General features: G+C 61.0%; 20 protein-coding genes. 9 read left to right on the top strand and 11 right to left on the bottom strand.

The genetic code is table 11. The features are described 5' to 3' along the window. The first annotated feature begins 74 nt into the window (after positions 1-74). Entirely contained in the window at positions 75-803 is a 729-nt protein-coding gene (locus ACOFKW_RS04530; RefSeq protein ID WP_419816161.1) for a Crp/Fnr family transcriptional regulator, read from the top strand. A 32-nt stretch (positions 804-835) separates the two neighbouring features. Here the strand turns inward: ACOFKW_RS04530 and ACOFKW_RS04525 are convergent, their stop codons facing one another. Next, complete coding sequence (locus tag ACOFKW_RS04525; protein WP_419816160.1) at positions 836-1,315, bottom strand: hypothetical protein; 480 nt, start codon at positions 1,313-1,315, stop codon at positions 836-838. A gap of 122 nt (positions 1,316-1,437) precedes the next feature. On the opposite strand from ACOFKW_RS04525, the gene ACOFKW_RS04520 reads away from it, so the two are divergent. Then, a complete protein-coding gene (locus ACOFKW_RS04520; protein WP_419816159.1) occupies positions 1,438-2,445 on the top strand; it encodes a cupin domain-containing protein in 1,008 nt (335 codons plus the stop codon). 156 nt (positions 2,446-2,601) lie between these two features. Here ACOFKW_RS04520 and ACOFKW_RS04515 read toward each other — a convergent pair whose 3' ends face one another. Both ACOFKW_RS04515 and ACOFKW_RS04510 read right to left on the bottom strand, forming a co-directional pair. Then, entirely contained in the window at positions 2,602-5,607 is a 3,006-nt protein-coding gene (locus ACOFKW_RS04515; protein WP_419816158.1) for a TonB-dependent receptor domain-containing protein, read from the bottom strand. 1,539 nt (positions 5,608-7,146) lie between these two features. Next, positions 7,147-7,872, bottom strand: a complete 726-nt coding sequence (locus tag ACOFKW_RS04510; protein WP_419816157.1) for a hypothetical protein — start codon at positions 7,870-7,872, stop codon at positions 7,147-7,149. A 201-nt stretch (positions 7,873-8,073) separates the two neighbouring features. On the opposite strand from ACOFKW_RS04510, the gene ACOFKW_RS04505 reads away from it, so the two are divergent. After that, the gene (locus ACOFKW_RS04505) at positions 8,074-8,439 is read left to right on the top strand and encodes a thermonuclease family protein (RefSeq protein WP_419816156.1); all 366 of its coding nucleotides are present in this window, start codon (positions 8,074-8,076) and stop codon (positions 8,437-8,439) included. Between the two features lie 1,431 nt (positions 8,440-9,870). Here ACOFKW_RS04505 and ACOFKW_RS04500 read toward each other — a convergent pair. Continuing rightward, positions 9,871-10,569 (bottom strand): EAL domain-containing protein, encoded by a 699-nt coding sequence (locus ACOFKW_RS04500; RefSeq protein ID WP_419816864.1) that lies wholly within the window; start codon positions 10,567-10,569, stop codon positions 9,871-9,873. 554 nt (positions 10,570-11,123) lie between these two features. Here ACOFKW_RS04500 and ACOFKW_RS04495 point away from each other — a divergent pair. Beyond that, complete coding sequence (locus ACOFKW_RS04495) at positions 11,124-11,447, top strand: hypothetical protein (RefSeq protein WP_419816155.1); 324 nt, start codon at positions 11,124-11,126, stop codon at positions 11,445-11,447. A 184-nt stretch (positions 11,448-11,631) separates the two neighbouring features. On the opposite strand, the gene ACOFKW_RS04490 is transcribed toward ACOFKW_RS04495, so the two are convergent. Together ACOFKW_RS04490 and ACOFKW_RS04485 are read right to left on the bottom strand one after the other, a co-directional pair. Next, positions 11,632-11,880, bottom strand: a complete 249-nt coding sequence (locus tag ACOFKW_RS04490; RefSeq protein WP_419816154.1) for a hypothetical protein — start codon at positions 11,878-11,880, stop codon at positions 11,632-11,634. Positions 11,881-12,224: 344 nt separating this feature from the next. Then, the gene (locus tag ACOFKW_RS04485) at positions 12,225-12,803 is read right to left on the bottom strand and encodes a PEPxxWA-CTERM sorting domain-containing protein (RefSeq protein ID WP_419816153.1); all 579 of its coding nucleotides are present in this window, start codon (positions 12,801-12,803) and stop codon (positions 12,225-12,227) included. A gap of 818 nt (positions 12,804-13,621) precedes the next feature. Between ACOFKW_RS04485 and ACOFKW_RS04480 the strand changes: the two genes are divergently transcribed. Then, the gene (locus ACOFKW_RS04480; RefSeq protein WP_419816152.1) at positions 13,622-15,661 is read left to right on the top strand and encodes a calcium-binding protein; all 2,040 of its coding nucleotides are present in this window, start codon (positions 13,622-13,624) and stop codon (positions 15,659-15,661) included. 149 nt (positions 15,662-15,810) lie between these two features. On the opposite strand, the gene ACOFKW_RS04475 is transcribed toward ACOFKW_RS04480, so the two are convergent. After that, on the bottom strand, positions 15,811-17,811 hold the full coding sequence (locus ACOFKW_RS04475) for a glycosyl hydrolase family 28-related protein (RefSeq protein ID WP_419816151.1): 2,001 nt from the start codon (positions 17,809-17,811) through the stop codon (positions 15,811-15,813). Between the two features lie 1,503 nt (positions 17,812-19,314). Between ACOFKW_RS04475 and ACOFKW_RS04470 the strand changes: the two genes are divergently transcribed. The 3 genes from ACOFKW_RS04470 to ACOFKW_RS04460 all read left to right on the top strand — a co-directional run bounded on the left by ACOFKW_RS04470 (position 19,315) and on the right by ACOFKW_RS04460 (position 20,884). Further along, a complete protein-coding gene (locus ACOFKW_RS04470) occupies positions 19,315-19,641 on the top strand; it encodes a hypothetical protein (RefSeq protein WP_419816150.1) in 327 nt (108 codons plus the stop codon). Beyond that, positions 19,638-20,288 carry a hypothetical protein gene (locus ACOFKW_RS04465; protein WP_419816149.1) on the top strand — a complete coding sequence of 217 codons (651 nt, stop codon included), beginning with the start codon at positions 19,638-19,640 and terminating at the stop codon, positions 20,286-20,288. Before ACOFKW_RS04470 ends, ACOFKW_RS04465 begins: the two co-directional genes overlap by 4 nt. A gap of 116 nt (positions 20,289-20,404) precedes the next feature. Then, positions 20,405-20,884, top strand: a complete 480-nt coding sequence (locus ACOFKW_RS04460) for a hypothetical protein (RefSeq protein WP_419816148.1) — start codon at positions 20,405-20,407, stop codon at positions 20,882-20,884. Positions 20,885-21,073: 189 nt separating this feature from the next. Here the strand turns inward: ACOFKW_RS04460 and ACOFKW_RS04455 are convergent, their stop codons facing one another. Continuing rightward, on the bottom strand, positions 21,074-21,316 hold the full coding sequence (locus tag ACOFKW_RS04455) for a hypothetical protein (protein ID WP_419816147.1): 243 nt from the start codon (positions 21,314-21,316) through the stop codon (positions 21,074-21,076). On the opposite strand from ACOFKW_RS04455, the gene ACOFKW_RS04450 reads away from it, so the two are divergent. Continuing rightward, the gene (locus ACOFKW_RS04450) at positions 21,303-21,797 is read left to right on the top strand and encodes a hypothetical protein (RefSeq protein WP_419816146.1); all 495 of its coding nucleotides are present in this window, start codon (positions 21,303-21,305) and stop codon (positions 21,795-21,797) included. The genes ACOFKW_RS04455 and ACOFKW_RS04450 overlap by 14 nt on opposite strands. Before the next feature lie 543 nt (positions 21,798-22,340). Here the strand turns inward: ACOFKW_RS04450 and ACOFKW_RS04445 are convergent. The 3 genes from ACOFKW_RS04445 to ACOFKW_RS04435 all read right to left on the bottom strand — a co-directional run bounded on the left by ACOFKW_RS04445 (position 22,341) and on the right by ACOFKW_RS04435 (position 24,210). Continuing rightward, positions 22,341-23,000: a recombinase family protein gene (locus tag ACOFKW_RS04445; protein WP_419816145.1), complete on the bottom strand. Its 660-nt coding sequence runs from the start codon at positions 22,998-23,000 to the stop codon at positions 22,341-22,343. A gap of 473 nt (positions 23,001-23,473) precedes the next feature. Further along, entirely contained in the window at positions 23,474-23,815 is a 342-nt protein-coding gene (locus ACOFKW_RS04440) for a hypothetical protein (protein ID WP_419816144.1), read from the bottom strand. After that, a complete protein-coding gene (locus ACOFKW_RS04435) occupies positions 23,815-24,210 on the bottom strand; it encodes a hypothetical protein (protein ID WP_419816143.1) in 396 nt (131 codons plus the stop codon). The genes ACOFKW_RS04440 and ACOFKW_RS04435 overlap by 1 nt, the downstream gene beginning before the upstream one ends. Between the last annotated feature and the right edge of the window lie 89 nt (positions 24,211-24,299).

Raw genomic sequence — 24,299 nt, 5'->3', positions numbered from 1 at the left:
TACCCAGTGGGGACGCGTCTGCCGCTTGGTAGTCACGAATCGTCCGAGCCTCCCGCGAGAATGCGGGGCTTTGCATGACGACGAGCGACGACGGCACCAACCGACTTCTATCCCTGATGGCGACGCAGGACAGCGCTGCACTGGCGGCGCGCGGCGAGGTCGTCGCGCTGGTCAAGGGCAGCGATCTCGCGCGGGCCGGGGACGTCATCGACTATTGCTGGTTTCCGCTGTCGGGGCTGGCATCGATCATCGCGGCGGACGGCGATGGTAACGAGGCCGAGGTCGGCGTCGTCGGTCACGACGGCATGGTCAATAGCAGCGTCCTGACCGGCAGCCGCCGCAGCCCGATGCGCGTGCTCGTCCAGCTCGGCGGCTCGGCCCTGCGGATCGATGCGCGCATGGTCCTGGCGCTGACTGGGAAAAGTCCGGACAGCCTGAGCCTGTTGATGGCATTCCACCAATCGCTGACCATCCAGGCTTCCTATTCCGCGCTGGCCTATGCGCGGTATCCGATCATCAAGCGGCTGGCGCGGTGGATGCTGATGTGCGCCAACCGCGTCGGCGAGGATCACATCGACCTCACCCATGATGCGCTGTCGATCATGCTCGGCGTGCGCCGGGCCGGGGTCACGGTCGCCTTGCGGGCGCTGGAGCAGGAGGGTGCGGTCGGCCGGCGGCGCGGCGACCTGAGCATCGTCAACCGCCCGATCCTGCTGGCGATCGCCGGTGCCGGCTATGGCGGCGCCGAGACCGAATACCGGCGCCTGCTGGCAGCCCACCAGCAGAGTTCTTCGGCGCGCTGAGCCGCGGGGCTCGAGGTCGCCGGCTTTGGCGGCTAATTGCGGGCGAACCGGACCGCCATCGGGGACCGACCCGGAGCGTCGAGGAAGGTCGTGCCGATCAAGGTGCGACGCAGCGTCACCGAGGCTCCGACCAATGGGGGTGCAGCAACATTGCTGGCGGTGTCGAAGGCCCGGCCATCATCGAACGTCAGGCGGAACAGCCCGTGGCGCAGCGGCACCACCGAGGTGATCTTGCCGGTCGGATCGGCGCGTACGAGCGTCGCGGCGGATGGTGAGGCGGCCGCTGGCACGGGCGCGGCGGCGGCCACAGGCAGGGCAGGCGTAGGGGCAGCAGCGGCCTGTGGAGTCGTTGCTGCAGCGACCGGCGGCACGGTCGCCAAGGGGGATGCCTCGCGCGCGTCGTAGCATGCCAGGCGGGACGACTGGTCGGCGATCGCACGGCAGTCCCGGGTCTGCGGCGACCCTGCAACCGCAGCGAGGGCAAGCAACTCGATCATGACGGATGCGATCATTATGAATTCTCTTTTTGCAGCGTCAGGGCCGGCCCCACGCCGCGATTTTATTTGCCCGGCACTGGCGTAACATATCGTATATGATGTTAGAAGCCGCGAGACGGTATTGGGGAGACGACAAGATGACGTTCGACAAGTTGTTGACTGCGGGATGTGCCGCAGCACTTGCCACAGCATTGATATCGACCGCGGCCTTTGCGCAGGCACCGGCCGCACCGTCTGCCCCGGCCGCAGGTGCTGCCCCGGCGACGCGCCCGGCACCGCCGCCGCCGCTGCACTGCTGGTCCCCCAAGAAGACGCCGTACGCAAAGTATGTCGCGCCGAACAAGCCGTTGACGAAACTCGCCGACGTGCTCGCCGCGCACAAGAGCGAGAAGAGCTGGTCGCATCCCGTCATCCGCAACAAGGATCTTGTCGCCGACTGGAAGCAGATCGCGCCGGGCCAGACGACGACGCAGCTCGCCTATTCCGACAACCGCACGGCGATCATCGTTTGGAGCGGCCAGATGAAGGTCAGCCTGGAAGGGCAGGAGCCGTTCGTCGCCAGCAAGGGCTTCGAGATCGACATCCCGTTCCGCGTCCCGTTCACCCTGCAGACGATCGGCGACCAGCCGGCGCTGTACTTCCAGATCAACGCGACCAGCGACATGCCGGTCTATCCGGTAGCGACGAACCCGACCAAGCCGAAGCCGGTCAACGGCTATGAGTATGAAGAGCGCCTGGCTTCGGGCGGCGTCGGCACCTACGACGCGATGAACCAGCCCTACCTCGACTATTACAAGGACGTGGTCGGCGGCACGACGCGGGCGACGGCTTTCATCAGTTCGCAGCACATGTTCGTCAACAACATCCGCGGTCGTGGCGTCGCGACGCCGCCTGCCTCGAACCTCGGGCATTTCCACATCGGCTATGACGAGTTCTGGTTCGTCATGGAGGGCAACATCGATGTGCAGATCGAAGGCGAGCCGCTGGTCCAGGCGTCTGCCGGCGATATCATCCTGGCGGCGCAGGGACATTGGCACCGTGCCAGCTTCGGCGGCCCGGTCGGCCAGATGGCAACGCGCGTCGCGATCAACCCTTATCCAGCCGGGTTGCATAACTACACGATGGAGTCGGCCGGACGGCAATAGCGACTGCCGGGCGCGGGCTCCGGCCCGCGCCGGCAAGGCTGTTCCAGCAACGACGAGGCGGGTTTCCCATCGTGGAGCCCGCCTTTTTGCTGCAGCCCGGCTAAGAAAATGCCGCCTCCCGGTACGATGACCGGAAGGCGGCAAAGGTCGATCGGGTCAGAGCTTGATGCGAAGGCCGATCGAGGTGACGCGGCCCAGCGGGTTCGAGACGAAACCGTTATAGCCCGATGCGCCGCCCAGAATGCCGCCGGTGTTGCCGCTGTAGAATGGCGGATTGGTATCCAGCAGGTTCTGGGCGTCGACGAAGATCTGCCAGCCGCTGGCGAAGCTGCTGCCGCCGAACTCATATTGCGCGTGGAGATCGATGGTGTTGCCGGCCCTGACGCGGTCGCCGCCACCGACCGGGTTGCCGACCGAGTCGGTCGTGATCGGCAGGAATGACGTCGAACTGTAGTTGCGATAGGACCCCGTGTGGTTCCAGAACAGGTCGGCGGAGATGCCGCCGATCGCCCAGCCGAGCTGCGCGCGGTTCTTGAACTGCACCGACGGGAACGTCGTGTTGTAGCCCGCGGTGTTGAGGACGCTGAACTCGGTGCCGCCGCCGAAGTTCTGGCGGAACTTGGTGAAGTAGGTGAAGGCCGAGCCGATGGTGAAGCGGCCATAGCCGGTTTCGGGAGTGCGGTAGCTGAACTGGAAGTCGATGCCCTCGACGACCAGGTTGAGAGCGTTACGCGAGCTCTGGTCGATCAGGTAATAGACCGCCGCCGGCACCGCACCCGAGATCGAGGCACCGTTCGCCGTGTTGGCGAAGGTGTCGATCTGGGCCTGGGTGCAGGTCGCCGGGCACAGCGTCAGCAGGTTGCGCAGGCCGGCCGAGTTGACGATCGCGGTCGGGCTTGGCGAGGACACGCCACCGATGAAGGTGTTGTGGAAGAACGTGCCGGCCGCCATGAAGCCCGGCAGGAAGTGCGGCGCGAAGTCGACGCCGACCGACCAGCTGCGACCCTTTTGCGGAACCTCGTTGGTGAAGCCGCCGCCGAGCTGACGGCGCAGGCCGGAATTGCCCTGGCCGATCTGGCAGACCGTGACCGAGGTCGTGCAGGGATTGCTGGTGTTCGCCGCGACCGCGCCCGGGATGCCGACCACGGTCGGGTAGTTGGCGGTCGGAACGCTGATGACGCCGTTGGTGCCGATGCTGCCCGAGGCATAGAGATAGCCCTGGGTCGGATCGCCGATGACGCCGATCGGCGGTGCGACGAACGACTTGGACCAGTTGCCGCGCAGCTTGAGGCCCGACACGACTTCCCAGGTCGCTGCGAACTTGGGATTGGTGGTGTCGCCGACGTCGTTGAAGTGGTCGTAGCGAACCGCGGCGCTGAGATCGATCTTGTAGACCAGCGGGATTTCCATCTCCGGCGAAATCACCGGGAGGTAGAGCTCGCCGTAGACCGACTCGACCTTGCGGCCATAGTTGTAGACGCGGAAGTTCGAACCGGTGGTCGTCGGGCCGGTGCCGTTTCCGCCCGAGATCTTCTGCGTCTGCTCCTGCCACATATGCTCGGCGCCGACGGCGACCTTCACCGCACCGGCCGGCAGGTCGAACAACGAGCCCTGCACGCCGAGCCGGGCCTGGTTGAAGGTGTTGTAGTTCGTATTCTCGCTGTTGGCCCGGTACAGGTTGCGCAGGACGGTCGGCGAGGTGCGGTTGGTGCTGACCGGGTTCCAGACGTCGAGCGCGTTGGCCGTCGTCAGCGGCAGGTTGAGCGCGATGACGTTCTGGCCGGAGACGTTCGTCGCGGTCGTGCTGCCGCTCGACTGGCCCGTCCCGTTCAACGCCAGCAGGGCGCAGGCGCCGCAGAAGCCATTGATCGTGTTGAGCGCGGACCGGTTCCAGCCGGCCGCATCGCTGAAGGTGATCGACCAGTTGTCGGTGACTTTATAGTCGATGACCGCCGTCGAATAGATGACGTCGGACTGCGACTCGCTCTCGCCGTATTTGCCGTCGGGGGTGATCGCCAGATAGTTGACGCTTTCACGCGTGGCGTTCGGGGCGCCGGCAGGGGCGACGAAGAACGGGTTGACCTGGCCGGCCACCGCAGCCGTCGCCCCCGGACCGAAGGCCGTCGCCGCCGTCAGTCCACCTGGACCGAAGGGCGAATGGGTCTTCTGACGGTTGTAGTTGAGCATGTACTGGATGCTCAGGCGGTCGGAGAAGTCGTTGACGACCTTGACCATGACGTTGCCGCGACCCTGGCCGGGGACGAGCACGCCGTAGATCGAATTGTTGCACGGCGCATTGGCCTGGGTGTTGGGAACGGTCGTCGTCGAGGCCGGCGACAGGAAGACGCCGGACGGAACGGCCCCCGAAGCCACGCCGGTGACCTGCAGCGACGCGGGGTTGCACTGGTAGCTGTTGGTATTCGTGCCGCCGACCGGGCGATAGTCGCCCAGGCTGGTGAATGGACGGTCGCGATTATAAAGCGTGTTCTGCTCGGTCCATGATCCCGCGATGTAGACGCCGCCGGTGCCCCAGGTCTTGCCCCAGATGAAGTTGGCGTTCTTGTTGCGATAGTCTTTCGAGAAGCCCATCTGCACATTGGCATCGAAGCCGTCGAAGGTACGCCGCGTGATGAAGTTCACAACACCGGCGACGGCATCGGACCCGTAGACCGACGACGCGCCGTCGGCGAGCACTTCGACGCGCTGGATCGCGCTGACCGGGATGATGTTCGGGTCGGTCTGGTTGAACTGGGTGCCGCCGCCGGGCAGCCGCAGGCCGTCGACGATGACCAGCGTCGTGTTCGACGACGAGCCGGCGAGGCTGTGGATCTGCGGCGAGTAATAGGAAAAGCCGTTCTCACCCTGTGCCAGCGAACCCGAGGTCGTGATCGACGGCACGGTGTTGACCAGCTGGGAGAGGTTGACCGGCGCTGTCTTCTCGATGGTTTCCGTGCCGACCGAGACGAGATTGGAGCCGATCGGGGCGACGCCGCGGATCGCGGTGCCGGTGACGACGATGTCGTTATCGCCCTGTCCCTGATTGATGACCGGCGATGGATTGGCGGGCCGATTGGCCTCGGCCTCCTGCGTCACCCGGTCGGCGGCCGGCGAGGCGGCGGGTGGTGAAGTCTGTGCATGCGCGCTGCTGCCGAGCAACAACATGGTCGCGATTACGGCGCTGGACGCACCTATCCAATGATTATCAGCCCTGCCCACAGATCGTCCCCTATTTTATATGGCGTATCATATCGTATACGATCGCCTTCGGGCATTATGGGCGCCGAAATGAAGTCGTCAACTATTTGTCGGAGAAACACTTCGACACAAAGATGTTCTCAAGTCATCTATTGCAATGCAGCATTGTCAATATTTTGTGTCATCTTATGACAGCTCAGAGCGCGCGCAGAAGCCGTATCTGCGGCGACATATCTCAGGAAATTATTCAAACAAAGCTAGGCAGTACTTAAACACGGGATCCAAATAGCAGATCATCGACAAAGAAATTTGTGACCACACGTAAGGAACACCGAGCGAGACTCAGAATCGCTGATTAGTGACCCGGATATTTCTGATGCGTCACTAACGATATTTTGGATCGTGTGGCTTTTTGCCCACTATCCCGGATCATCTAGTTCAAGATTAAGCGTGCCGTTCGCTGCGCGATTTCGCCCGCGCTGCTCGTATCTCCAGAGCATACATAGGCACCGCCGCCGCATGGCGCGGATCCATTTTCATTCATCTGGAAATGGTGCCCGGGGGCGGATTTGAACCACCGACACGGGGATTTTCAATCCATCGCAAGTGTGTTCCCGAACGTGCCCAGACTGGTCTAAGTTATGAAAAATCAATAGCTTATGCTATAATTCGACTGCTGGAACATACCGGGAATTGCCGGGTAAGTCCGTGCACAACTCACCACGTTTCCACCGCGGACATTCCTCGTGCTATAGGGCCGCGACCTGCAGCTTGCGCCCAGAAAACTTAGGCTGCTCAATATGTTGCTCTCGCGCCGGGCAGGCCGCGACCTAGTAGGCCGTCACGACCTGCGGAACGATCTACGGCCTGCGCGCGGCGTAAGCGCTTGGTTCCGTTCAAGTAATCCGCGACCTGTGCAAGTCGTAGACTTGCGTAGGGTGTGTGGGGATAGCATCGCATGCACAATCGAGAGGGTGGTGCTCGTGAACTCAAGCATCGACTGAAGATGCTAGTCTGATCGCGCTTCGCCGTCGGCTGAGCCGCGACTAGTCGCTTGGTCGTCGCGCTGGCATCACGTCGCTCGACGGACGGGGCGTTGACATGGCGGTGACCGCGGGCAAGCTGCAGTAACCACGCTTAAGGTAGAGCGCCCGGGCGCAGCGTAGTGGACCGCGCTGGCATACGGAGCGGCCGAGCTGCTGCATGTCCTTCGTGCCTGGCTGGAGCCGGTGGCGGTGCACAAGGGCGACACTGTCGGCCTGGCCTATCTATTATGATGCCTCACGCAGGGTCGGCATCGAACATACTCACTTGGGGGCCTTCCGGCGGCAAAACGCGCTTAACGTGCTTAACCGCGAATGAGGCAGCGAGCTTTTTATCTCGGGGCTGCGTAATCTCGATTGTCACATCAAGCCAAGCGCCGGGCACCGCCTCCGGCTCGAGATTAGCCTGATACCGCGCAAGCCAAACCGCATCTTCCATCTTCATATGGCGAACTCGGCCTGTCTACCAGAGACCCCACTCCGCCGTGCCACGGAAGCGCGCTGTGTGGATTTCGACCTGCCCGTCCAGAGTAGAAACGTAGGGAGCTTCGCTATCATCAGCCCCGACTGGGGCGCTTGATGCTCGTATGGCGCGGGCAGTTTCTCTGTCGATGGAAACGACACGCTCTCCGTTGTCGATGATCTCGAAGTCGTCGTAACCCTCTTTCTCAAGGGGGGAGAGTACCGTCTTAATGTGTGGCAGAAGCCGCGCATCATTGGCCAAATCCCAAGCCTTTGGATCGGCTTCGTACGTTCTGCCGTCCGGCATCATAAGGATGACAACACCGCGAGCATCGATGTAATTGAGCGTTATATTTGGCTTCGCATCGCCCTTCGCGAAAGCCCACTTATAGATGCCAAAGACGCCGCCAGCGGCACCCGTGAAGTAGCCTAAAATCGCGCCGAGTTGCTGAAGCGTGGTGACGTTATCATCACCGATGAGCTGGCGCGCTGTATCGATCCAAGATTGGACCAGACTCAGGTCGAGCTGGAAGCACTTATGTTCGATGTCGGCATTGACCAGAATTCGAATGCTCGCACGCCCGCCGTTGAACCGCTGGTTCGCGATCTTTGCGATCTCGGCAAGCGCAATCAGAGCAGGCGCAAGGTCCTGCACGTCCATTTCGCCCTGAACGAGCGCTGGACCGTCGTAGCGGATCGTGGTCTTAAGATGACGCGCCAATTCCATGCCTTTGGCCCCCGCCAGATTTAGGCCTACGGCCTAGCACACTACCGGGTTCCGATTCACGTATGCGAAGGGGATATACGCCCAAAAAAATGCACATCATTGCCAGCGCCGGGAAAGGATCTCTTCGCCAGCATGCGGCCAAGTGGGCGGCTCGGTGGCGCGCGGTTGCCGATACCGCGCCGCCGGTCCAGAGGTGAGGCCATGATCTGCACCGCCCCCTACGTCATCGACGGCGACACCATCGCCTGCAGCAACCTCCCGGCGCACATCCGGCTGCTCGGCATCGACGCGCCGGAGCTCGCCGGCCACTGCCGCAAGGGCCGCGTCTGTGTCGAGGGCAGCGGCCCGGCCAGCCGCGACGTCATGCGCAGCCTAGTTGCCCGCGGCCAGGTCCAGTGCCAGCCGGAGGGCTATGACCGGTACCGGAGGATCGATCCTCGCGCGGTGCAGCGTCGGCCGGGCCGATCTGTCCTGCACGATGTTGGCGACAGGACAGGCCGTGCGGCGCTGCAGCGCTATTTATTACTCGGATACCTGAGCTCGCGCTGTTTGCACATCGTCTGGTAACCTTCTCAAACTAATTGCTGATTAGCGATCAGCGTCCCCACGCGCCGGCGCCGAGCCGTCCGCCATCGCCCCTTTTTTGGCGGGCGGCTCAACTCGCGCTGGAACCTTTCTCGCTCGATCAGGGACAACCGCAATTGTCCGATCCGTCCAATACACAGAGCGCCGCGGTCATCATGGTATCGCCGTGATCAATGTCGCGATCACCGAGACGATCAGGGCGCATCAGGCTTTAGCAGGCTTCACTGGCACCTCAATCGTCGTCGCTTTTATCCTTACCAGCGGACGTCGCCACTAGATCGCCATGGCGAAGTCCGGAGAAGACCGTAGCGCGGTCGACAAGGGATAGAACAATGAAGACCCGGGGTAGATGGAGCCAAGACTCCGCCGACGTGCCGGATCTCTCAGTCTACCGCCTTGCGCGCGGTCGGCGCAGCATCGCAGAATATGTCAGCCGCGTATTTGGGGCAGGTTTCCGGCCTCGAGCGCCGGCAAACGACCAAGCCTGACCAGTCAGCGACCGGACGTTCAGTCTGGCTCATTCAGCGGTTTGCTCGGGGGCTGGTGCGGAACGTCGTCGTCGGCGTTCGGCGTGGGTTGCTGCGCTAACCACTCCGCCAAGTTCCAGAAAAACCAGTAAGTTCGGCCGTGCTGCTGCCGTTCCTTTACAGGCTTGCGAGGCGGTGGACCGTCATACAGTTCCACGCTTACTTGTCGTCCAGACGCCGTAGCAGAGCGGATATGTCGTCCGGAAGCCTAACCCCCGCACCCGTTTGGAACGCCATGCGTAGACTTTCACCTACGCTCTTCTCGGAATGTGGCGCCTGGCGCCAAGCGAGGTCTTGAGGGGAAGCGCGCATGTCGTCGCTGTTCCTCATTGTATGACCCCAACCCGCTAACTTTTGTTAAACCGTGAGTTTGCCTATAGTTGCGCACCCTACCGCACATAGTGGTTTTGCTGCGGAGCCGGATCGACTCTCGACCCAATGTTGGGCGACATTGGTATAACACCCGATCCCGAACGCTCCGCCCGCTTCGTCGAAAGCCATTCCACCGGTGACGGCGGACTCTCGGACCGCTTGCTTTGCTCCTTGGTATCCACGGTCCGGGCGGCAATGGCACCAATCCACCGCCGCCCCAATCATCCTTGGGGAGGATCTCGTCAAAGCGACAAAATGAGGTCGCTCTTCATATCGAAGGTGCCCGCGGTATAGCCATCGACCGTGATTTGGAGTTCAGGCTCGCTGGCGCCGGTCGAATTTGAGCCCAGATCGGTTCACCTCTGCCGTCTCTGGGTATCGGAGCAGCAATCTGCTTCACGACCGGTGACGTCGCACAGGCCGGAGCCAATAGTGCTAGCAGAATTGGTCCAAATCGAATCACATGCCGCTCCCCCGGTGCCCTACGCCAACATCGCGGAAGCGTCGGAGATTGCTACCGAAAAAGCGCGTGGCCTGTTAGGGGAAGAGCTCCAAAGCTCGGTTTTGCAAAATAAAAGCCTTGGATATAGCGGACGCCAATCGATCGTAGCGCTTCCAGCTCACCGGCAGTTTCAACCCCTTCAGCTATGACCGTAACGTCAAGGGCCGTGCACATCTTCACGATCGCATCAATGATCACCCGGCGCGGCAAGCTCCCGTCCAAACCGCGGACCAGTTCCATGTCGAGTTTGATCATATCGGGCTGGAACCGTGCGAGAAGGTTCAATCCAGCATGTCCGGCACCGAAGTCATCGAGAGCAGTACCAAAGCCCATCTTTTGGTATGCGGCGATTATATTCGCCACATGAATGGGGTCCGACATACTCTCGTTTTCGGTGAACTCGAAGATCAAGCGGTCGGTCGGGAATCTCACAGCGCTCGCAGTTTTGAGCGTCAGCTGAATACAGGCCAGGGGCGAATACACAGCGTTTGGAAGAAAATTGATCGAAAGGCGAGCACCGGTATCGATTAGCCCCACGCTCACGGCCATCTCAATCGCCTTGACCCGACACTGCTGGTCGAAAGCATACCGGTTTTCATTGGAGACTTGCGCAAGGACGCTTTGCGCCCCTTCACCCTTCGAGCCACGCACCAGCGCCTCGTAAGCGAATGGCCGACCCTCGATAACATCAACAATAGGCTGGAAAGCCATCGAAAACTCAAAGTCGAGATCCCGGCCTTCGCGGCAACCGGTACATGCTAATGCATCGGATCGTTCATAGTTCGCTAAGCGCATTCTAAAGTAGATACATAAATAGATGAATACTTTGTTACCTTAATTTGCATGCCTTGCGCTCTCTCCCCCAGGATATCACCTTCGCGCGGGCTTGCTTGCAGCGCTCAGACCATTAAACCTACGACAGCCTCTGATATCGATCGATCATGTTCGTGTTGAGCAAACGTTAATGTACAGCCTCAACGGTTGCCGCGCCACGCATTACGCTAAATCCAGGATGTGCCGACAGAGCCGTCTGGACGATGGCAAGCCAGCCGCTGTTGTAAAGGCGCGCTAACGGCCCGACGAGTTCTGCCCGATTGAAGGCAATTACGTGGCTGCCCTCGCAAAACAGTGCGATTAGCACTCCGGACCTACTTACCTCCCATTTCAAGAACAACATGCCCACTACCGGCCTCCGAACTTAAGAAAGAATTGCTAACAAATCTTAACTCAACGGCGCCCCGTAACGTATTGTATTTTAAGCTTACTTGCTCGTTTCCAAGAGTACGCCGCTCAACCTTTCAGGGCACGCGCTGTTCCCTTTTCAGCCAGATAAAGCGAGTGCGAGGAATGCGTCGATCGGCGGCTGCTTCTTCGAGCGGCGCGAGTGGGTGATTGCATGTCATCGTGCCGAGCGCGTCGACTGCGTTCCCTGCCGGATCAATGACCTGGCCGCAGTGGCACGCCAGGATTGTTGGTTCTCTAAAACCGGTAGCACCGAGGACGTGGGCAAGCGACGGAGGGATGGGCACGCAGACCGTCATGCATTCGGCGCGGTTGACGACGCCGAGATCGACTGGCTGGCGTACTGAGATTCGGCTGAACTCGGATTGGTCGAGATCGTGACGACGTGCTAGCGCGCTGGCAACTGAAGCCGATTGACGATGACGCTCAGCCAGGCCGCGGCGTCTTGTCCTTCGACGCCGCGGCCGATGTGCATCTGTAGTGCGCAAAAAGAGATGCCTGAGGACCGTACTCGCCTGTCCCAATGCACGCTTACTGAGTGCGGCGCCGGTCGGGTGGCAGTTTGAGGTTGAACCGCTGCCTGACATCGTCAATCGCGGGCTGTGCGATGCGGATAATGTCAGCAGAAGCATTAAGGTAGATTGTCCAGTTGCAGCCGTCAGCATCGACCTCGCGACGAGTTGCGCGGCCGAGGCTCCAGGTAAAGGATTGTCGGCCCGCGTTGGTGATCAATCGCCGAACGGCCTCCCGCACTTTCTGATGAAGGACCGATGCTATCATGTCCTCTCGCCCAAATTGCATCAGCCCGCTCTCTCTAGGTATTCCGCGTCGGATCCGGACGCTAGTAACATACCAAGGTTGAGGCGAACCAGTTTTCCAATTAAGCCGGCGTCGGTCTGCGAAACGCTCTATTGCGCTCCCTGCCAGATTGCTGGCCGCCGCAAGGTACGACCACTTGTCCAAGTGACGGATGTCGCCGCGACCGACGACACGCTGCAGCGGCCGGACGAACGCATCTAGGCGAAATCGGTGAAGCGTCGGCGGACTTAAACTAAGGCTGCACCGCACGCACAAGAAGGCCGGCGGAACATGAGATCCGCCGGCCTGAATGTCTCTTTATGCGGTTACGCCGTCACAGCCGTCGGGCGGCGACGCATCGCAAAGCCGGTCATTCCGAAGCCGCCAATCATCAAAGCCCAGCTCGCAGGCTCTGGCACACCGGCGGTAACGGAGATGTTGTCGAGCTGATTCGAGCTGTAGCCACTGCTCGAAAAGGTCACCGAGCTGACGCCATGATAGTTGGCGACGAAAGTGCCAGCGCCTTCCAGCGCCACCCCGTTGATCGAAAGGTTCGAGTAAGTGGCATAGTCGAATGACGCGAGGTTGAAGGTGCCGCCACCAGCTTTGGTGAGCGTAATGAACGCGCCGACCCCGTTGTCGCCTTCGTCATGCCAGTTAAATGTATTCTCGACATTCGTCCCATCGCCGATGTGTGCGCCGCCATCGTAAGTATTTCCGTGCAGCGTCAGAAGGTAGCCGCCTTCTGCATAGGTGAGGTTCGGTCCATCGCTTGTCATGTTTGGCCCAAGCGCAGAGCCGTCGCCGTAGGTGGTGTTCAGCCCGTCAAACGTCAGCGTGGCTGCTTGAGCCATCGTCCCTGCCGTCAGAGTTAATGCAAGCGAAGCAACTTTCAACAAATTCACTGTCTATCCCCCGTAATGACCAGCCATTTCCTTCCGGCCAGTCGCTTAACAGCTAAGCAAGATCCGCGCCAAAACAATTAACGCCGCGATTTCAGTATGTTGCGACCATCATCGAAATCTCGGCAGGGTGATTTGTAAAGCGCGCCGACAGTTGTTTTGCCGGAATAACTAACTACGGAACAGTCGGCCGAGCAGCCCCTGTGGGTCACCGCCTTCACCAGCGCTGCATCGCGGGCTTTACAGCGCGCTTCGAACCCGACGATCTTGACCTTGTCCGCAATGACCTTGTCCAGATGGCTGTTCGCCCTTCAACTTAATCGCCGCAGGCGTGCAGCACTCGAGCCGACCGTACCGCTCGACCGCGTATCCGCAGACGCTTATCTGGCTTCACAATTTGCAGCGTACTCCGGGGGGCGATACCGTCACTTTATGAACAACTCACCGGTCGGGATTGAGCAGATTGGACACGTAGCTACCCCCACGAGCGGCTGCGACGGCGCCAGCACGGCCGGCAGGCGGCGCCGACGTGCGGACAGCCTGTCATAACCCGCGACCGCTGAGCCATCCTCACAGCATCGGCAAGCACGCCTTGGTCGGTTTCCGAGAGTGCTGCAGCGAGCTCAGAGTGGACGCCCTCGCTCGCTTTGCACGCAACGCGATCATCGGCTTCGCCGAGTGTCCCGGTGCCACAGACGGGCGCTTAAGGCTTTGATTTAGAGACCGTGCGAACGAATCTGTCACCCGGCCGATAATCAGATGGATATTTTCAAATCGCTTCCCTAACGAGCTATGGCGGGTGAGCGGTAGGGGTATCGAGCATGATTGATTCGCATGGTTTTGACGCGGCCTGGTATCTGAGCCAGAACGCCGACGTCAAAGCGGCCAACATCGATCCATATAAGCATTATCTGGACTACGGCTGGCGCGAGGGGCGCAATCCGAACTCTCTGTTCGATACCAAGTTTTACCTGGCCAGCAACGCCGACGTCAAAACGGCCAATACCGATCCGCTTGCACATTACTTCGATGGGGGCTGGCGCGAAGGGCGAGACCCGTCTGCACAGTTCGACACCTCCAGATACCTTGATGCCAACAGCGATGTGAGAGCGGCCGGCCTCAATCCCTTGGCTCATTGGCTCGAATACGGCCAAGCTGAGGGTCGGATCGCATTCCCTATCGCCGCGCCAGTTGTAGCCCCGCCTCCAGTCTATGGCTTTGATTCCGCGTTCTACCTTGCACAGAACCCTGATGTGCGAGCAGCGGGCGTCGATCCCTTGCTCCACTACCGAACGGACGGCATCCGGGAAGGTCGGAGCCCGAACGCGCTATTTGACGCGGCTGCTTATTTGGCTGCCAATCCTGACGTGCGTGCTGCCGGGGTTGATCCCTATCAGCACTATCTGATCGATGGCTGGCGCGAGGGTCGTAACCCCTCGCCGTATTTCGACATCAGTGACTACCAGGACAGGTTTCACATCTCGACCGATCCGCTCAGGGACTATCTCGATTATCGCCGATACACGGGCCTGCCATCGTCGGCGGCGACCACGCCGTTGCCGGCCGTCAACTACGCCCCAGACGGATATAATTTCGTCGGCGTCTTTGCCGCGGCGTCACTGTTGCAATCAAGCGATGGCCTCCATGTCTTCGCAGCGTCGTCGCCAATGGATGGCAGGCTGTTCGTGAACTTCGATACGGTCGACTTGTCGCTGTCGTTCGGCCCGATCTCATTCTCAGGCTCTGCCCGGCTACCCAGCAGTCTGACCTTCGGCTCGGGCAATGACTCGCTAACTGGTGCCTATGACGTCGGCAGCCGACAGATCCTCGTCAACACTGGCGCTGGCGCGTTCGACGCACACGTCCAGGTCGATCAATCGGGCGGCGGGACGATCACTTTCCAAACGCAAGGGCCGGCCGTTGTCTACCAAGCCGGCAACGCGCAGATCAGCTTCCTCGGCAGCGGCAACTTCAACGATGTCGTTCACGGCGGCAGCGGAAATGACTATTTCACCGGGGGGGGCGGCACGGATGCCTTCGACGGCGGCGCCGGCACCGACACGGTCGATTTCGGTCGAGCCGTCCCAGCCGGGGTCGATGTCGACCTGGCTGCTGGCACCGCGGTCGATCGCGGGGGCAGCTTTCACGAGACGCTGGTTTCGATCGAGACCGTTTATGGATCGAGCGTCGCCGATCGGATTGCCGGCGGCGACGGCCGAGACAACCTGAACGGCCGCGAGGGCAATGACGTTCTAGTGGGTCGAGACGGCGTCGATCAGCTGTCAGGCGGCGACGGCAATGACATCCTGATCGGCGGTCGCGGTGCCGACATGTTGACCGGCGGCTCTGGCAACGACCTTCTGATCGATGAGGCCGTTGCCAACTGGGAGGTCGACAGCAATCCCATCGTCTATAATCTGTCAGAAGCACGTGGCGGCGACGGCGACGATCTGCTGGTCTGGCGCCTGGCCAGCGCGCCGGGTGATCTGGCAAGGCCATCGTACCTTTACGGCGATGCGGGCGCGGACACCTTCATCATCGACGCGAGCCACGGATCATGGGGCAGCATCGCGTTGTTCTTCCACCCGGAAGAGAAGGATCAGATCGACCTGTCGGCGCTACGCGACCTCGACGGATCGCGGCTGACCTTCTCGGATATTGTCGCTGCCGCGTCGAACCCGTTCACCACCAGCACAGTGATCGACTTGTCACGCTTCGAGGATGACCATGGTACCGCCCTGAGCGGCCGCCTCGTGATGAACGGCGTCTTTGATAAGGCTGGCCTGGCCGCTGATCAGTTCGTGTTGTCAGGTGGGGTGGATTGGCAGTCCATAGTCCCGAACCATCTCGATATTGCGTGAGTGCGTCTAAAGCGAATGACAGGTCAGACGACTGGAGCCGATTGACGATAACGTTGCAGCCAGGCCGCGACGTCCCATCCTTCAGCGTCGCGGCCGCCTCCAAATGACTACCGTTCTCGTCAGCCCAAACGCGCCATTTAAGACGGTTGTCACTTCGGCAGCCGCCCAAGCTTGAGATCAGCAATCAGCGTGGCCAGTGCTTGGGCAGTCTGCGGCAGCGTTGCCGTGGTTGGGTCCAGCGTCCGCGATGCCGCGACGTTGTTCAGCGTGTAAGCGGGCCGATCAAATGCCGGGAACAGGCCGTTGTTGGCGTACTCGAGCGCCGCCTGTGCCGTTGGAAAGGACAGCACAGCGAGCCCGGCAATGCGGATGATCGAGGTCGATGCGCCTGCCGTGTGGTAGACGCTCTCGTTCCCCGCTGCGGCGCCGGGATTGTAGCCGACGACGGTCATCGTCTTGTATTCGGCATTGTTGAGGACGAGACCGCCGCCGATGCCGGAACTGCCGTTCACCCGAACAAGCACTCGGGGTCCGGAAACCAATTTCGCCACGTATTGCAGCACGAAGTAGCTGGTCGCCGGGATGGTGAAAGTTGCGGTTGGGAGCAGCGTCTGCCCTGTCGCAATGCCCAGGTCCTGCGTGTTGAGCAGAAACGGCAGGCCCGGATCCCCGGTCGAGGTTGTCGTGCTGACGTTTACCGTGCCGGTGAACGGGATAGGCAATTGGCCGTCGTACAGCGCCAGAATGTTGGCCGTGAACGGAAACAAGCCCTTTGGCTTCGGCATTGAATAAGCCGGGCCGTTCAGGCCCGCGGGGTTCTGCACAGCGCCGATCGAACGGACCGTGCCGAGAGCGTGCCCGGCGAACATGCGCGCGTTGTCGTGGAACAGCGTGCTAGCCGCGTCGGTGTTGATTGCGGCCAAGTTGTCGAGCGCGCAATCCCGCGTCGTCACGTTTGACTGCGCCAGGGTCAGCGGCCCAAGCGGGGTGTCGACGATCCGCAACGACGCAACACCGTTGAACCAGCCCCAGCCCGGTGCGCTGGTAGCGCCGCCAATGGTGACGCTGCCAGCGGTGTAGTTGGCCTCGTTCCACTCGTTTTCGATGACGGCGCCAGGAACGCCGCCGAAATCGTTGATGCTGTCCCAGTAGTGGATCCAGCCGGGGTTCGACTCGCAGATGTTGTCTCGACGCACGATCTGCCCGGTGCCGACCGTGTCGCTACGGATATAGTCGGAAACAAGCGCAGCGCTGTCGAAATGCGAGCGGGTGACGATCGAATTACCGCCGTGCATGGCGTCGCCGCCAGCATCATTATCGCTGGTCCACAGATGATAGTTCGCTGCGGTGAACTGACACACGTCGACCCACTGTCCGATCTGGCCGAAAGGGCGCTCGATGCTCTTGTTGAGGTTGTTGAACTGCACGTTCGTGATGATTGTTCGACCAGCGTATTCTTCACTAGGTAGCTTAGTGTCGGAGCCCGCGCGGAAGCCTGTACCCTGCAAAATCCCGGCGCCCGTGATGCTCATGTCAGAGATGGTGACGGCGTCCCATGACGGGGCATTGTAACGCGCTCGGAGCGCTACGCCGTTTGCGGTCGCAGGCTTGATGATCGAGGCGTCGCGGCCTGCCCCGCGAAGGTGGACAGCTCGAGAAGTCATGTCCGTCGCCTGTACGATCGTGCCAGCCGTAAAATACTCAGTGCCGGTCGCAATCGCTGTCGCGGTGTAGGCGGCCTGCGCCGCCGCAGTGTCGTCGGACAGGCCGTCGACCTTTGCCCCGAAATCCTTGACCGAGATGGACTCGCCGAGCTTGGCCGCAACCGTGCGCTCGACCGCGTCGGTGCCGGGGGCAGTGTAGGCCAAAGCCGCCGCGTCCGCCGCAAGTTCGCCGCCAAGCGTATCGATGTCAGGCCGGATTTGAACGCCGGCATGGTCGGTGATTCTTAAGCGATATTTGACCGCCGGATCGCGGAAAATCGCCGGAAACACACCGGCCGAGTTGGCGCGGACCGGGTTGGCCAGGGGCGTACCAGCCTTGTCCGCGTAGACGGTAGCGAGCGTGAGAGTGCCGGCCAGGTAGAACGTAGCGCTCGCCAGCGGCGTCGCGGTCAGGAACGGGCTAGCGAGGATGACGGGGGCGGCCATCTATGGCTTTACCCGGCGGAGCAGATCGGGACCGATGTAGGCAGCGCCGCTCGGCAGCGTTCGAAACTCAGGATACGACTCCGGCTCCCCAAGAAACAGGGGGATGAGCACGCGCGGTCTGGCAGCAACAGCGGCCGGCGATGACTTGCTGTTCACCGTCATGCGGCTTCTGCCAAGGACCGGCGCATGGCGTCACGCATGAACTCGGACAGCGTCATGCCGCGCCGACGTGCTTCTCTTTTGGCACCCTCGACGAGGATGCCTGTAGCTCGGATTTCGATACGCTGATGTAGCATCATTGACACGTTTGCCTTCCTCAGAGGATTTTTCCGTACGTGCCATGGCGCGCACGTTAAAAAGAGGCGCGCTATGAGACGGCGCAGACAATACGGGGTTGGCTTCCGACGATCGGCGCCCGGGCGTGTGTTGAGACTAGCGGTTTCATGAACTGTCCTGGTTGTTCGACCAGATTTTACGTACGACCCCTGCTTCGCGTATAAAAACCGCGCTATGGAGCCATCTCGATGTAGAGCGGCAGGTCCGCCAGCTCGGGTGCGGTGACGCGGTGCGGTTGCCGCATCGCGTCGGCGCTGCTGATATTGCGTTAGAGGTTACGCATGGCGAAGATGACGCGCGCCGCGACGAGCTTACCCGATATCCGTCAGACGCACACCGAGGATTCGATTCTCAGGCACTCGGCCCCGCCAGAAGACACGGGTCGCGGCTATTTCTAGGACCTCGATCAAAGTCGTAGGGGTTCCAAGGCGATTAGCCTCACTCGCCACGATCTCGGCAACCACGAACACGTGCGACGGGACCAGTACCTCAATCTGTATGCCGTTCACCACGCCCGTATAGAATCTGTGTTTAGTCCCGAGAAGGTAGGTTGGCTCGATATCCTCATCGATGATTACGCGACCTGCCAGCACGACTGCGCTCAAGCTAGCCGATCCCCCGCCCCGAACGTCCTAACGCCTCCACTCTGGCCTCGTCGACCTTGTCCTTTAGCCGCTGAGCGTGCCTGCCTAAATCGGCGTATGACGGCCCGGTCGGATCGAAGCGAATTTCGATCCCGGCGGAGCTGCAAATCACCGTCGCACCGTCGAGGCTGCATTTGCAAACTGCGCCTGGCACAGTCTCGCGGATCACCTGCTGAATGCGGCCAAGCTGGGCAGTCTTTGCGGTCGGCAAAACGACCGGTTTCCACGAACCACTACGGCTCAAGGCGTCAGCTTAGCGGGCATTGAGGCTTGCTTCGATAAGCCGGCGAACCGCTTCTGGCCGGGTTGGCGCGTCGGGGTGCGAGGCTATCCACCCGTCAAGTGCGGCGAGTTGTTCGGGCGGCAACCGCAAGTTGATGGAGGTCGACCCAACTGGCGGACGACCACGCGATTTTTTGGCACCAGCTATTGACGACATGATTAGACGGTGCCAGATATGACAAGCCGACGCAAGGGACGGCAATCCCCGCGTCGGCTCTAACCGAAACCGTTCTGGAGAACGATGATGGCTGACACCACACTAGGGGCGGATTGCGCCCTGTCCAAGCGCGACGACGAGACCTCGCAGCAGTTTGCCGGCCTCGACACGCTCGAAGCTGGAAGCACCCAGCTCGAATACGTTCAGGGGCTGACCCACGCGATCATGGACGTCATGGAAGACCTGCACGATTTAATCAATGTGAACGGCGCCAAGCGCGACGACGATCTTGCTCACTTCACATCGCGCGCCATCACCTTGCTTTGCCTCCAGCTCGAAAGGGGCAACGAAGCAGCATCCAAGATCACTGCAGCCGCCCGCGCTTGGCCAGTCGCGAGTGCGCAGGCATGAGCGCCAACATCACCCGCCGCGCGCTGTTCAGCGACGCTGCCAAGGTAGCCGCTGTGGCGACCCTCGGAGGCGTGCCTGAAATCGCGAATGCTCGACCGGACCGATCGACGTGGGAAGCCGCTGTGGCGCGTCTGGAGGCCGCAAACGCGGCGCAAAACGCCTACTACTCAGCCGTCAACAATCCAGCAGAGGCTGCATGGAAGGCAGGGAAAAGGGAGATGCCGGAGTTCGCCATGCCGGCCGACTACGGTCCAGATCCGGAACGCGGCAAACCTACGGTCTGGTCGGTGGCGACACTCAGGACTTTTGCCGATCCGAAATACGATCCAGCCGTCTCCTCACTCGCAATGTTCGCGAGAGAGAAACTGCCGGAGATCGAGGCCATTGAGGCGCACAATGATGAGCTGTTCGAGCGCCTATTCATGCAGGAGAAGACCGACGAATTCGACCGGCTGGTTGACGTCTGGTGTGAGCGCCGTGACGATGTATTTGCCATCCCCGCCCCGGACTGGGCAGCGCTGGTCTACAAGCTTCGGCTGCTTGCCCAGCACGATCATCTGGCATCGGAGACGGCAGAAGACGATCCTCTGCCACTGATCACAGCCGACGCGGTGCGGCTCGCAGCCTCGGGAACAACGCGACACTAGCGGGGCTTCCCGAGGACCTCGCCATCAACGAGCTAGCCGCCAATCAGCCGCCCGCCGACCGCCACCGTGCGTCGGCGGGTTTGCCGCGTCTGCACCGCTTCGCTGAGAGCCTGGCTTTGTCGGAACAGTTCGCAGACGCCGACTGGTGGCTGCCGATCTACCGTCGAGCATTCCCGCGGCTAGTGACGGCGGTGTCGGTGCGGCAGGACGGCTGGGCGCAGCGAGGCGGCATCGACCGCATCCTCACCCTTGAATGCGGGCGAACCTACACCGTCGACGAGAAGGTTCGCATGGAGAATTGGCCTGACGTCCTGCTCGAACAATGGTCGGATGAGGCGCGGCATGTCCCGGGCTGGATCCAGAAGCCGCTAGCCTGTGACTTCATCGCTTATGCCTATGCGCCGTCGGGGGTCTGCTACCTGCTTCCGGTAGCGCCCCTACAGCGGGCCTGGCGGCAGCGCGGCCGGGCGTGGGTCGAGCGATACGGGACGCGGCGGGCGTTCAATCCGGGGTATGTCTCTGTAGGTGTGCCGGTGCCGCGGCCGGTGCTGATGGGCGCGATTGCCGAGGCGATGATGGTGATGACGCCGGGCTAAGCTGGCACAACCAGTTTGAAGTCGGCTGTTCGGGGCATTTTGCGCCCGATCGGGAAGCAGCGGATGCGGGGCTGCGGTTGGAGCAGGGGGCGGGCAGTACAAATTGTGGGAGATTGCGCGGTAGGTGTGTGGGCAAATATGTGGATAACTTTTTTAGGGGATTCACAGCCGCATGATTTGCGTTTACCGTCAGAGACGGTAAGGAGCCGGGAAATGAATTTGATAGAAGCGGGCGAGGTCGATCGTAATTACGACGCGTTCGTAGGAATGCTCCCTGGCCTTGTCCCGCTGCATGCTGGTAAGTTTGCCCTTATGCATAAAGAGAAAGTCGTAGACTTTTTCGACACTTCTCTTGACGCCACGTTGATTGGCATGCGCCAATTCGGTCACGGCGGATATTCTGTTCAGGAAGTCGCCGATGAGCCAGAGCATCTCGGATTCTACTCGTACGTTGGCGGCTCGGGGCCGTATTGAGAACAGGCAGGCGATAGTCGAAATCGGGATTTCGCCGCTTGTAGACCAAGCTAAAGAATACGGGGCCCACGCCCCGTTTTCCCATTTTCCAATAAACACCTACCGGGCCCTTATCGACACAGGGGCGCAACGTTCGTGCTTGTCGCGCTCTACGATAGCCGCAGAGCATCTGCATTGGCATGGCAAAAAAGCAATCAAGAATGTCCATGATCAGAACCTGCATTATCTCTTTTGGGTGAACATGGGGTTCTGGTGTGAACGGGGTCACGTGTCCCGCGGCCAAGAGAGCAATAAGACATATTATGCTCTGGACAGACCAGTCGAAGTGATCGACATCGCCCCAAGCTATTGGTTTGATGCCATCATCGGCATGGACATAATCGGTCAGTCCAATCTCACGATTAGTCGCGACGGATTTTTTGAGATGGCTTTCTCTTAAGCGGCTCGCTGCCAACAGCCCTTTCGCTGGCGGTTCACGCCTGCCGTAAGCCCGCGATAACAACCATCGAGAACTGAGTGCCGCTGACAAGGCGGCGCTTTTCGAATTACGGCAGCAACACCCGCAGAGAATGCAAGCAATGCCCGGTACCAACTGGGAAGATCGCCAAGCGTTAGCCGTTCCCATGAGCGGTTAAGGCAGGGCCGGGAGGAAGTTCGCGGCTTCCTTCCGGTCCGATCGTGGCTCAACATGGCACTGAAACTTCGATGGGGTCACTGCGCACGCGGCGGCCGGTATTGCATCACGAGTTGAGGGAGCAAGCGCTGTGGGATTTAAGCGTCGCCTTTTAGCAGCTTCCATAGTTCTACTGCCTCTGCAGGCGTGCGAGAAAGAGCCAGGCCTCAACGACACACAGCGACGCGAAGTGATCAATATCGCCCGAGCGGAGGCGCACGACGGGTCCGCAGCGGTAGATGCCCGAGATCGGTTAGATGCATTGGAAGACCGGTCTAGGTAGCAGGGCGAGCGACGTCGACGGCCCTGCTACAATGCTCCAGCTTCTATTCGCCGTGATTGGAGGTTCCGCACGGTCGTAGCATGCCACTCGCCGCCACGAGCCGTGCGAATGCCTCGCGCATTGAGCGCCTCTGCGATCTGTCGCAGAGTTGTCATGCCTGCCGCGGTGATCTGATCCACGATCGGCAGGACGTTCGCCGCAAAGCCGTCGGCGACAATGCGGTTGCTGGCGCTGCCAAGGGCCTGGGCGTCCGCGAGGTTCGTGCGATTGCCGAGCCTCACGCCTTGGGCCTTCTTTGCCGCTAGAGCCGCCTTGGTGCGGTCGGAGATCAGAGCCCGCTCTTTCTCGGCGAGGGCTGCGTAAAGGTGCAGGACGAACGGGTCGGTGTCAGCGCCCAGCTCGGCGACGACGAATGGCACCCGCTGTGCCATCAGGCCGCTGATGAAGTGGACGTCGCGCGACAGGCGATCAAGCTTGGCGACCAGGACGGCGCCGCCGGCCTTACGGGCGTGCGCTAGGGCGCCGGCGAGCTGCGGCCGGCGGTCGATCGCATCACCGCCCTTGCCGGTCTCGACCTCAACGAACTCCGCGACGACGGTGCAATCCTCGGCGTCGGCAAAGCGACGGATCATCTCGCGCTGCGCTTCGATGCCCAGGCCAGACCGGCCCTGCGACTGGGTCGACACTCGGATGTATGAAACCATCGTCTTCATCGTGCAATCCCTGACTGTATAAATACTATACGGTCGTATTGAGATTGCACAAGCACTCATCGGCGAGCGAAACCGCGCCAGATCCAGCGGGATGCGACCATCGCAAATGCGACGCAGAGAGGCGGGATAAGCAGCGTCTCAAGCCACCGGGTCCAAGCATTGCGAACTGCAGATGCATACGCGGCGATGTCGACGATCGGCTCTGAAGACGCTTCGACAACGATTGGAGCTTTGGACCACTCAGGCTTGCTCTTCGGTCTGCCCGGCCGTATCGGTCATCGCGTCCGCTTCCGTTGTAACCGAACTGCTCTCTGGCATTATGACGTAGTTCTCTCGCGCGGGTCTGGTCGTGTATGCCGACGCTGACACGACGACGGCCCAGACGACAGTCAGCACCAGCCACAACCGCGACCAGCCGCCAAGGCCCGTTGCCGCTCGAGTGTAGCTCACGCGGCAACCGTCGCATCGTCTTCGAGCCTGATCTTGGCCAGCACCCGCAGTTCCGCCTCGCTCAAGCTCTCCAAGGCGACACGCGTATGAAGCGGGTTTTCTGCATCGCCGGACAAAGTCAGCGACTGCGCCGGCCGCCCCCAACCGCGATCCAGGATCATCGAGACCACAGACGCGCGGGCGGCATGCGGAGCTGCTGGATCGCGCATGATCACCGCGGCGACGTCCAGCGCCTCAATGGTAAGCTCTCGTGCCAGTTCGCTGAGCGTTCGACCGTCCGGCAGCACTGCCTTCGCCTTGCCGCTAGGATTGCCGCTCTGGCCTTTTACGAACGCCATTAGACCTTCTCCACGCTGTCGTTGCTTGCAACGAGCCGCTGATCCACCAGCGCCGCCGTCAGCTGGGCGACAGCGCCTACCATCTCCAGCGTTGTAGCTGTCGGGGTACGCGTCGACAGCAGAGCGAGCGCAGCACCGGCCGCTGCGTTGAGCAGCCTGGCAGCAGCGGCCTCGGCCTCGATAATTGCGCGTGGATCGACAGCCTTCGACAGGTCTGCCGGCTCCGATTTCACCCCGGCCGCACGGCTAGCCAGCGTGGCCATAGCCGTGGCGCGCAACGCCTTGAACACAGCGCGGGCCCAGGTGGTGTCTGGCACTTCGTTCAGAACACCGAGCGCATGGGCCACAATCGCCGGGCTATCGGCACTAATGGCACTATTGGCACAGACCATCACTTTCTCTCCATCCTGCTGGCTCCGCCTCCGACCCTGTATTTTACGCATAATAGAATAATATCCTTTCTTATTAAATATTTAGCTAGTTA

This window comes from Glacieibacterium sp. (assembly GCF_965200405.1).
Lineage (GTDB): Bacteria > Pseudomonadota > Alphaproteobacteria > Sphingomonadales > Sphingomonadaceae > Glacieibacterium.
This window is presented reverse-complemented; position numbering and strand designations above follow the sequence as displayed.

Excerpts from the sequence above, each read along its gene's own strand:
- ACOFKW_RS04530 (WP_419816161.1), top strand. The coding sequence starts at position 75 with ATGACGACGAGCGACGACGGCACCAACCGACTTCTATCCCTGATGGCG.
- ACOFKW_RS04525 (WP_419816160.1), bottom strand. The coding sequence starts at position 1,315 with ATGATCGCATCCGTCATGATCGAGTTGCTTGCCCTCGCTGCGGTTGCA.
- ACOFKW_RS04520 (WP_419816159.1), top strand. The coding sequence starts at position 1,438 with ATGACGTTCGACAAGTTGTTGACTGCGGGATGTGCCGCAGCACTTGCC.
- ACOFKW_RS04515 (WP_419816158.1), bottom strand. The coding sequence starts at position 5,607 with ATGTTGTTGCTCGGCAGCAGCGCGCATGCACAGACTTCACCACCCGCC.
- ACOFKW_RS04510 (WP_419816157.1), bottom strand. The coding sequence starts at position 7,872 with ATGGAATTGGCGCGTCATCTTAAGACCACGATCCGCTACGACGGTCCA.
- ACOFKW_RS04505 (WP_419816156.1), top strand. The coding sequence starts at position 8,074 with ATGATCTGCACCGCCCCCTACGTCATCGACGGCGACACCATCGCCTGC.
- ACOFKW_RS04500 (WP_419816864.1), bottom strand. The coding sequence starts at position 10,569 with ATGGCTTTCCAGCCTATTGTTGATGTTATCGAGGGTCGGCCATTCGCT.
- ACOFKW_RS04490 (WP_419816154.1), bottom strand. The coding sequence starts at position 11,880 with ATGATAGCATCGGTCCTTCATCAGAAAGTGCGGGAGGCCGTTCGGCGA.
- ACOFKW_RS04480 (WP_419816152.1), top strand. The coding sequence starts at position 13,622 with ATGATTGATTCGCATGGTTTTGACGCGGCCTGGTATCTGAGCCAGAAC.
- ACOFKW_RS04475 (WP_419816151.1), bottom strand. The coding sequence starts at position 17,811 with ATGGCCGCCCCCGTCATCCTCGCTAGCCCGTTCCTGACCGCGACGCCG.
- ACOFKW_RS04470 (WP_419816150.1), top strand. The coding sequence starts at position 19,315 with ATGATGGCTGACACCACACTAGGGGCGGATTGCGCCCTGTCCAAGCGC.
- ACOFKW_RS04465 (WP_419816149.1), top strand. The coding sequence starts at position 19,638 with ATGAGCGCCAACATCACCCGCCGCGCGCTGTTCAGCGACGCTGCCAAG.
- ACOFKW_RS04450 (WP_419816146.1), top strand. The coding sequence starts at position 21,303 with ATGAGCCAGAGCATCTCGGATTCTACTCGTACGTTGGCGGCTCGGGGC.
- ACOFKW_RS04455 (WP_419816147.1), bottom strand. The coding sequence starts at position 21,316 with ATGCTCTGGCTCATCGGCGACTTCCTGAACAGAATATCCGCCGTGACC.
- ACOFKW_RS04440 (WP_419816144.1), bottom strand. The coding sequence starts at position 23,815 with ATGGCGTTCGTAAAAGGCCAGAGCGGCAATCCTAGCGGCAAGGCGAAG.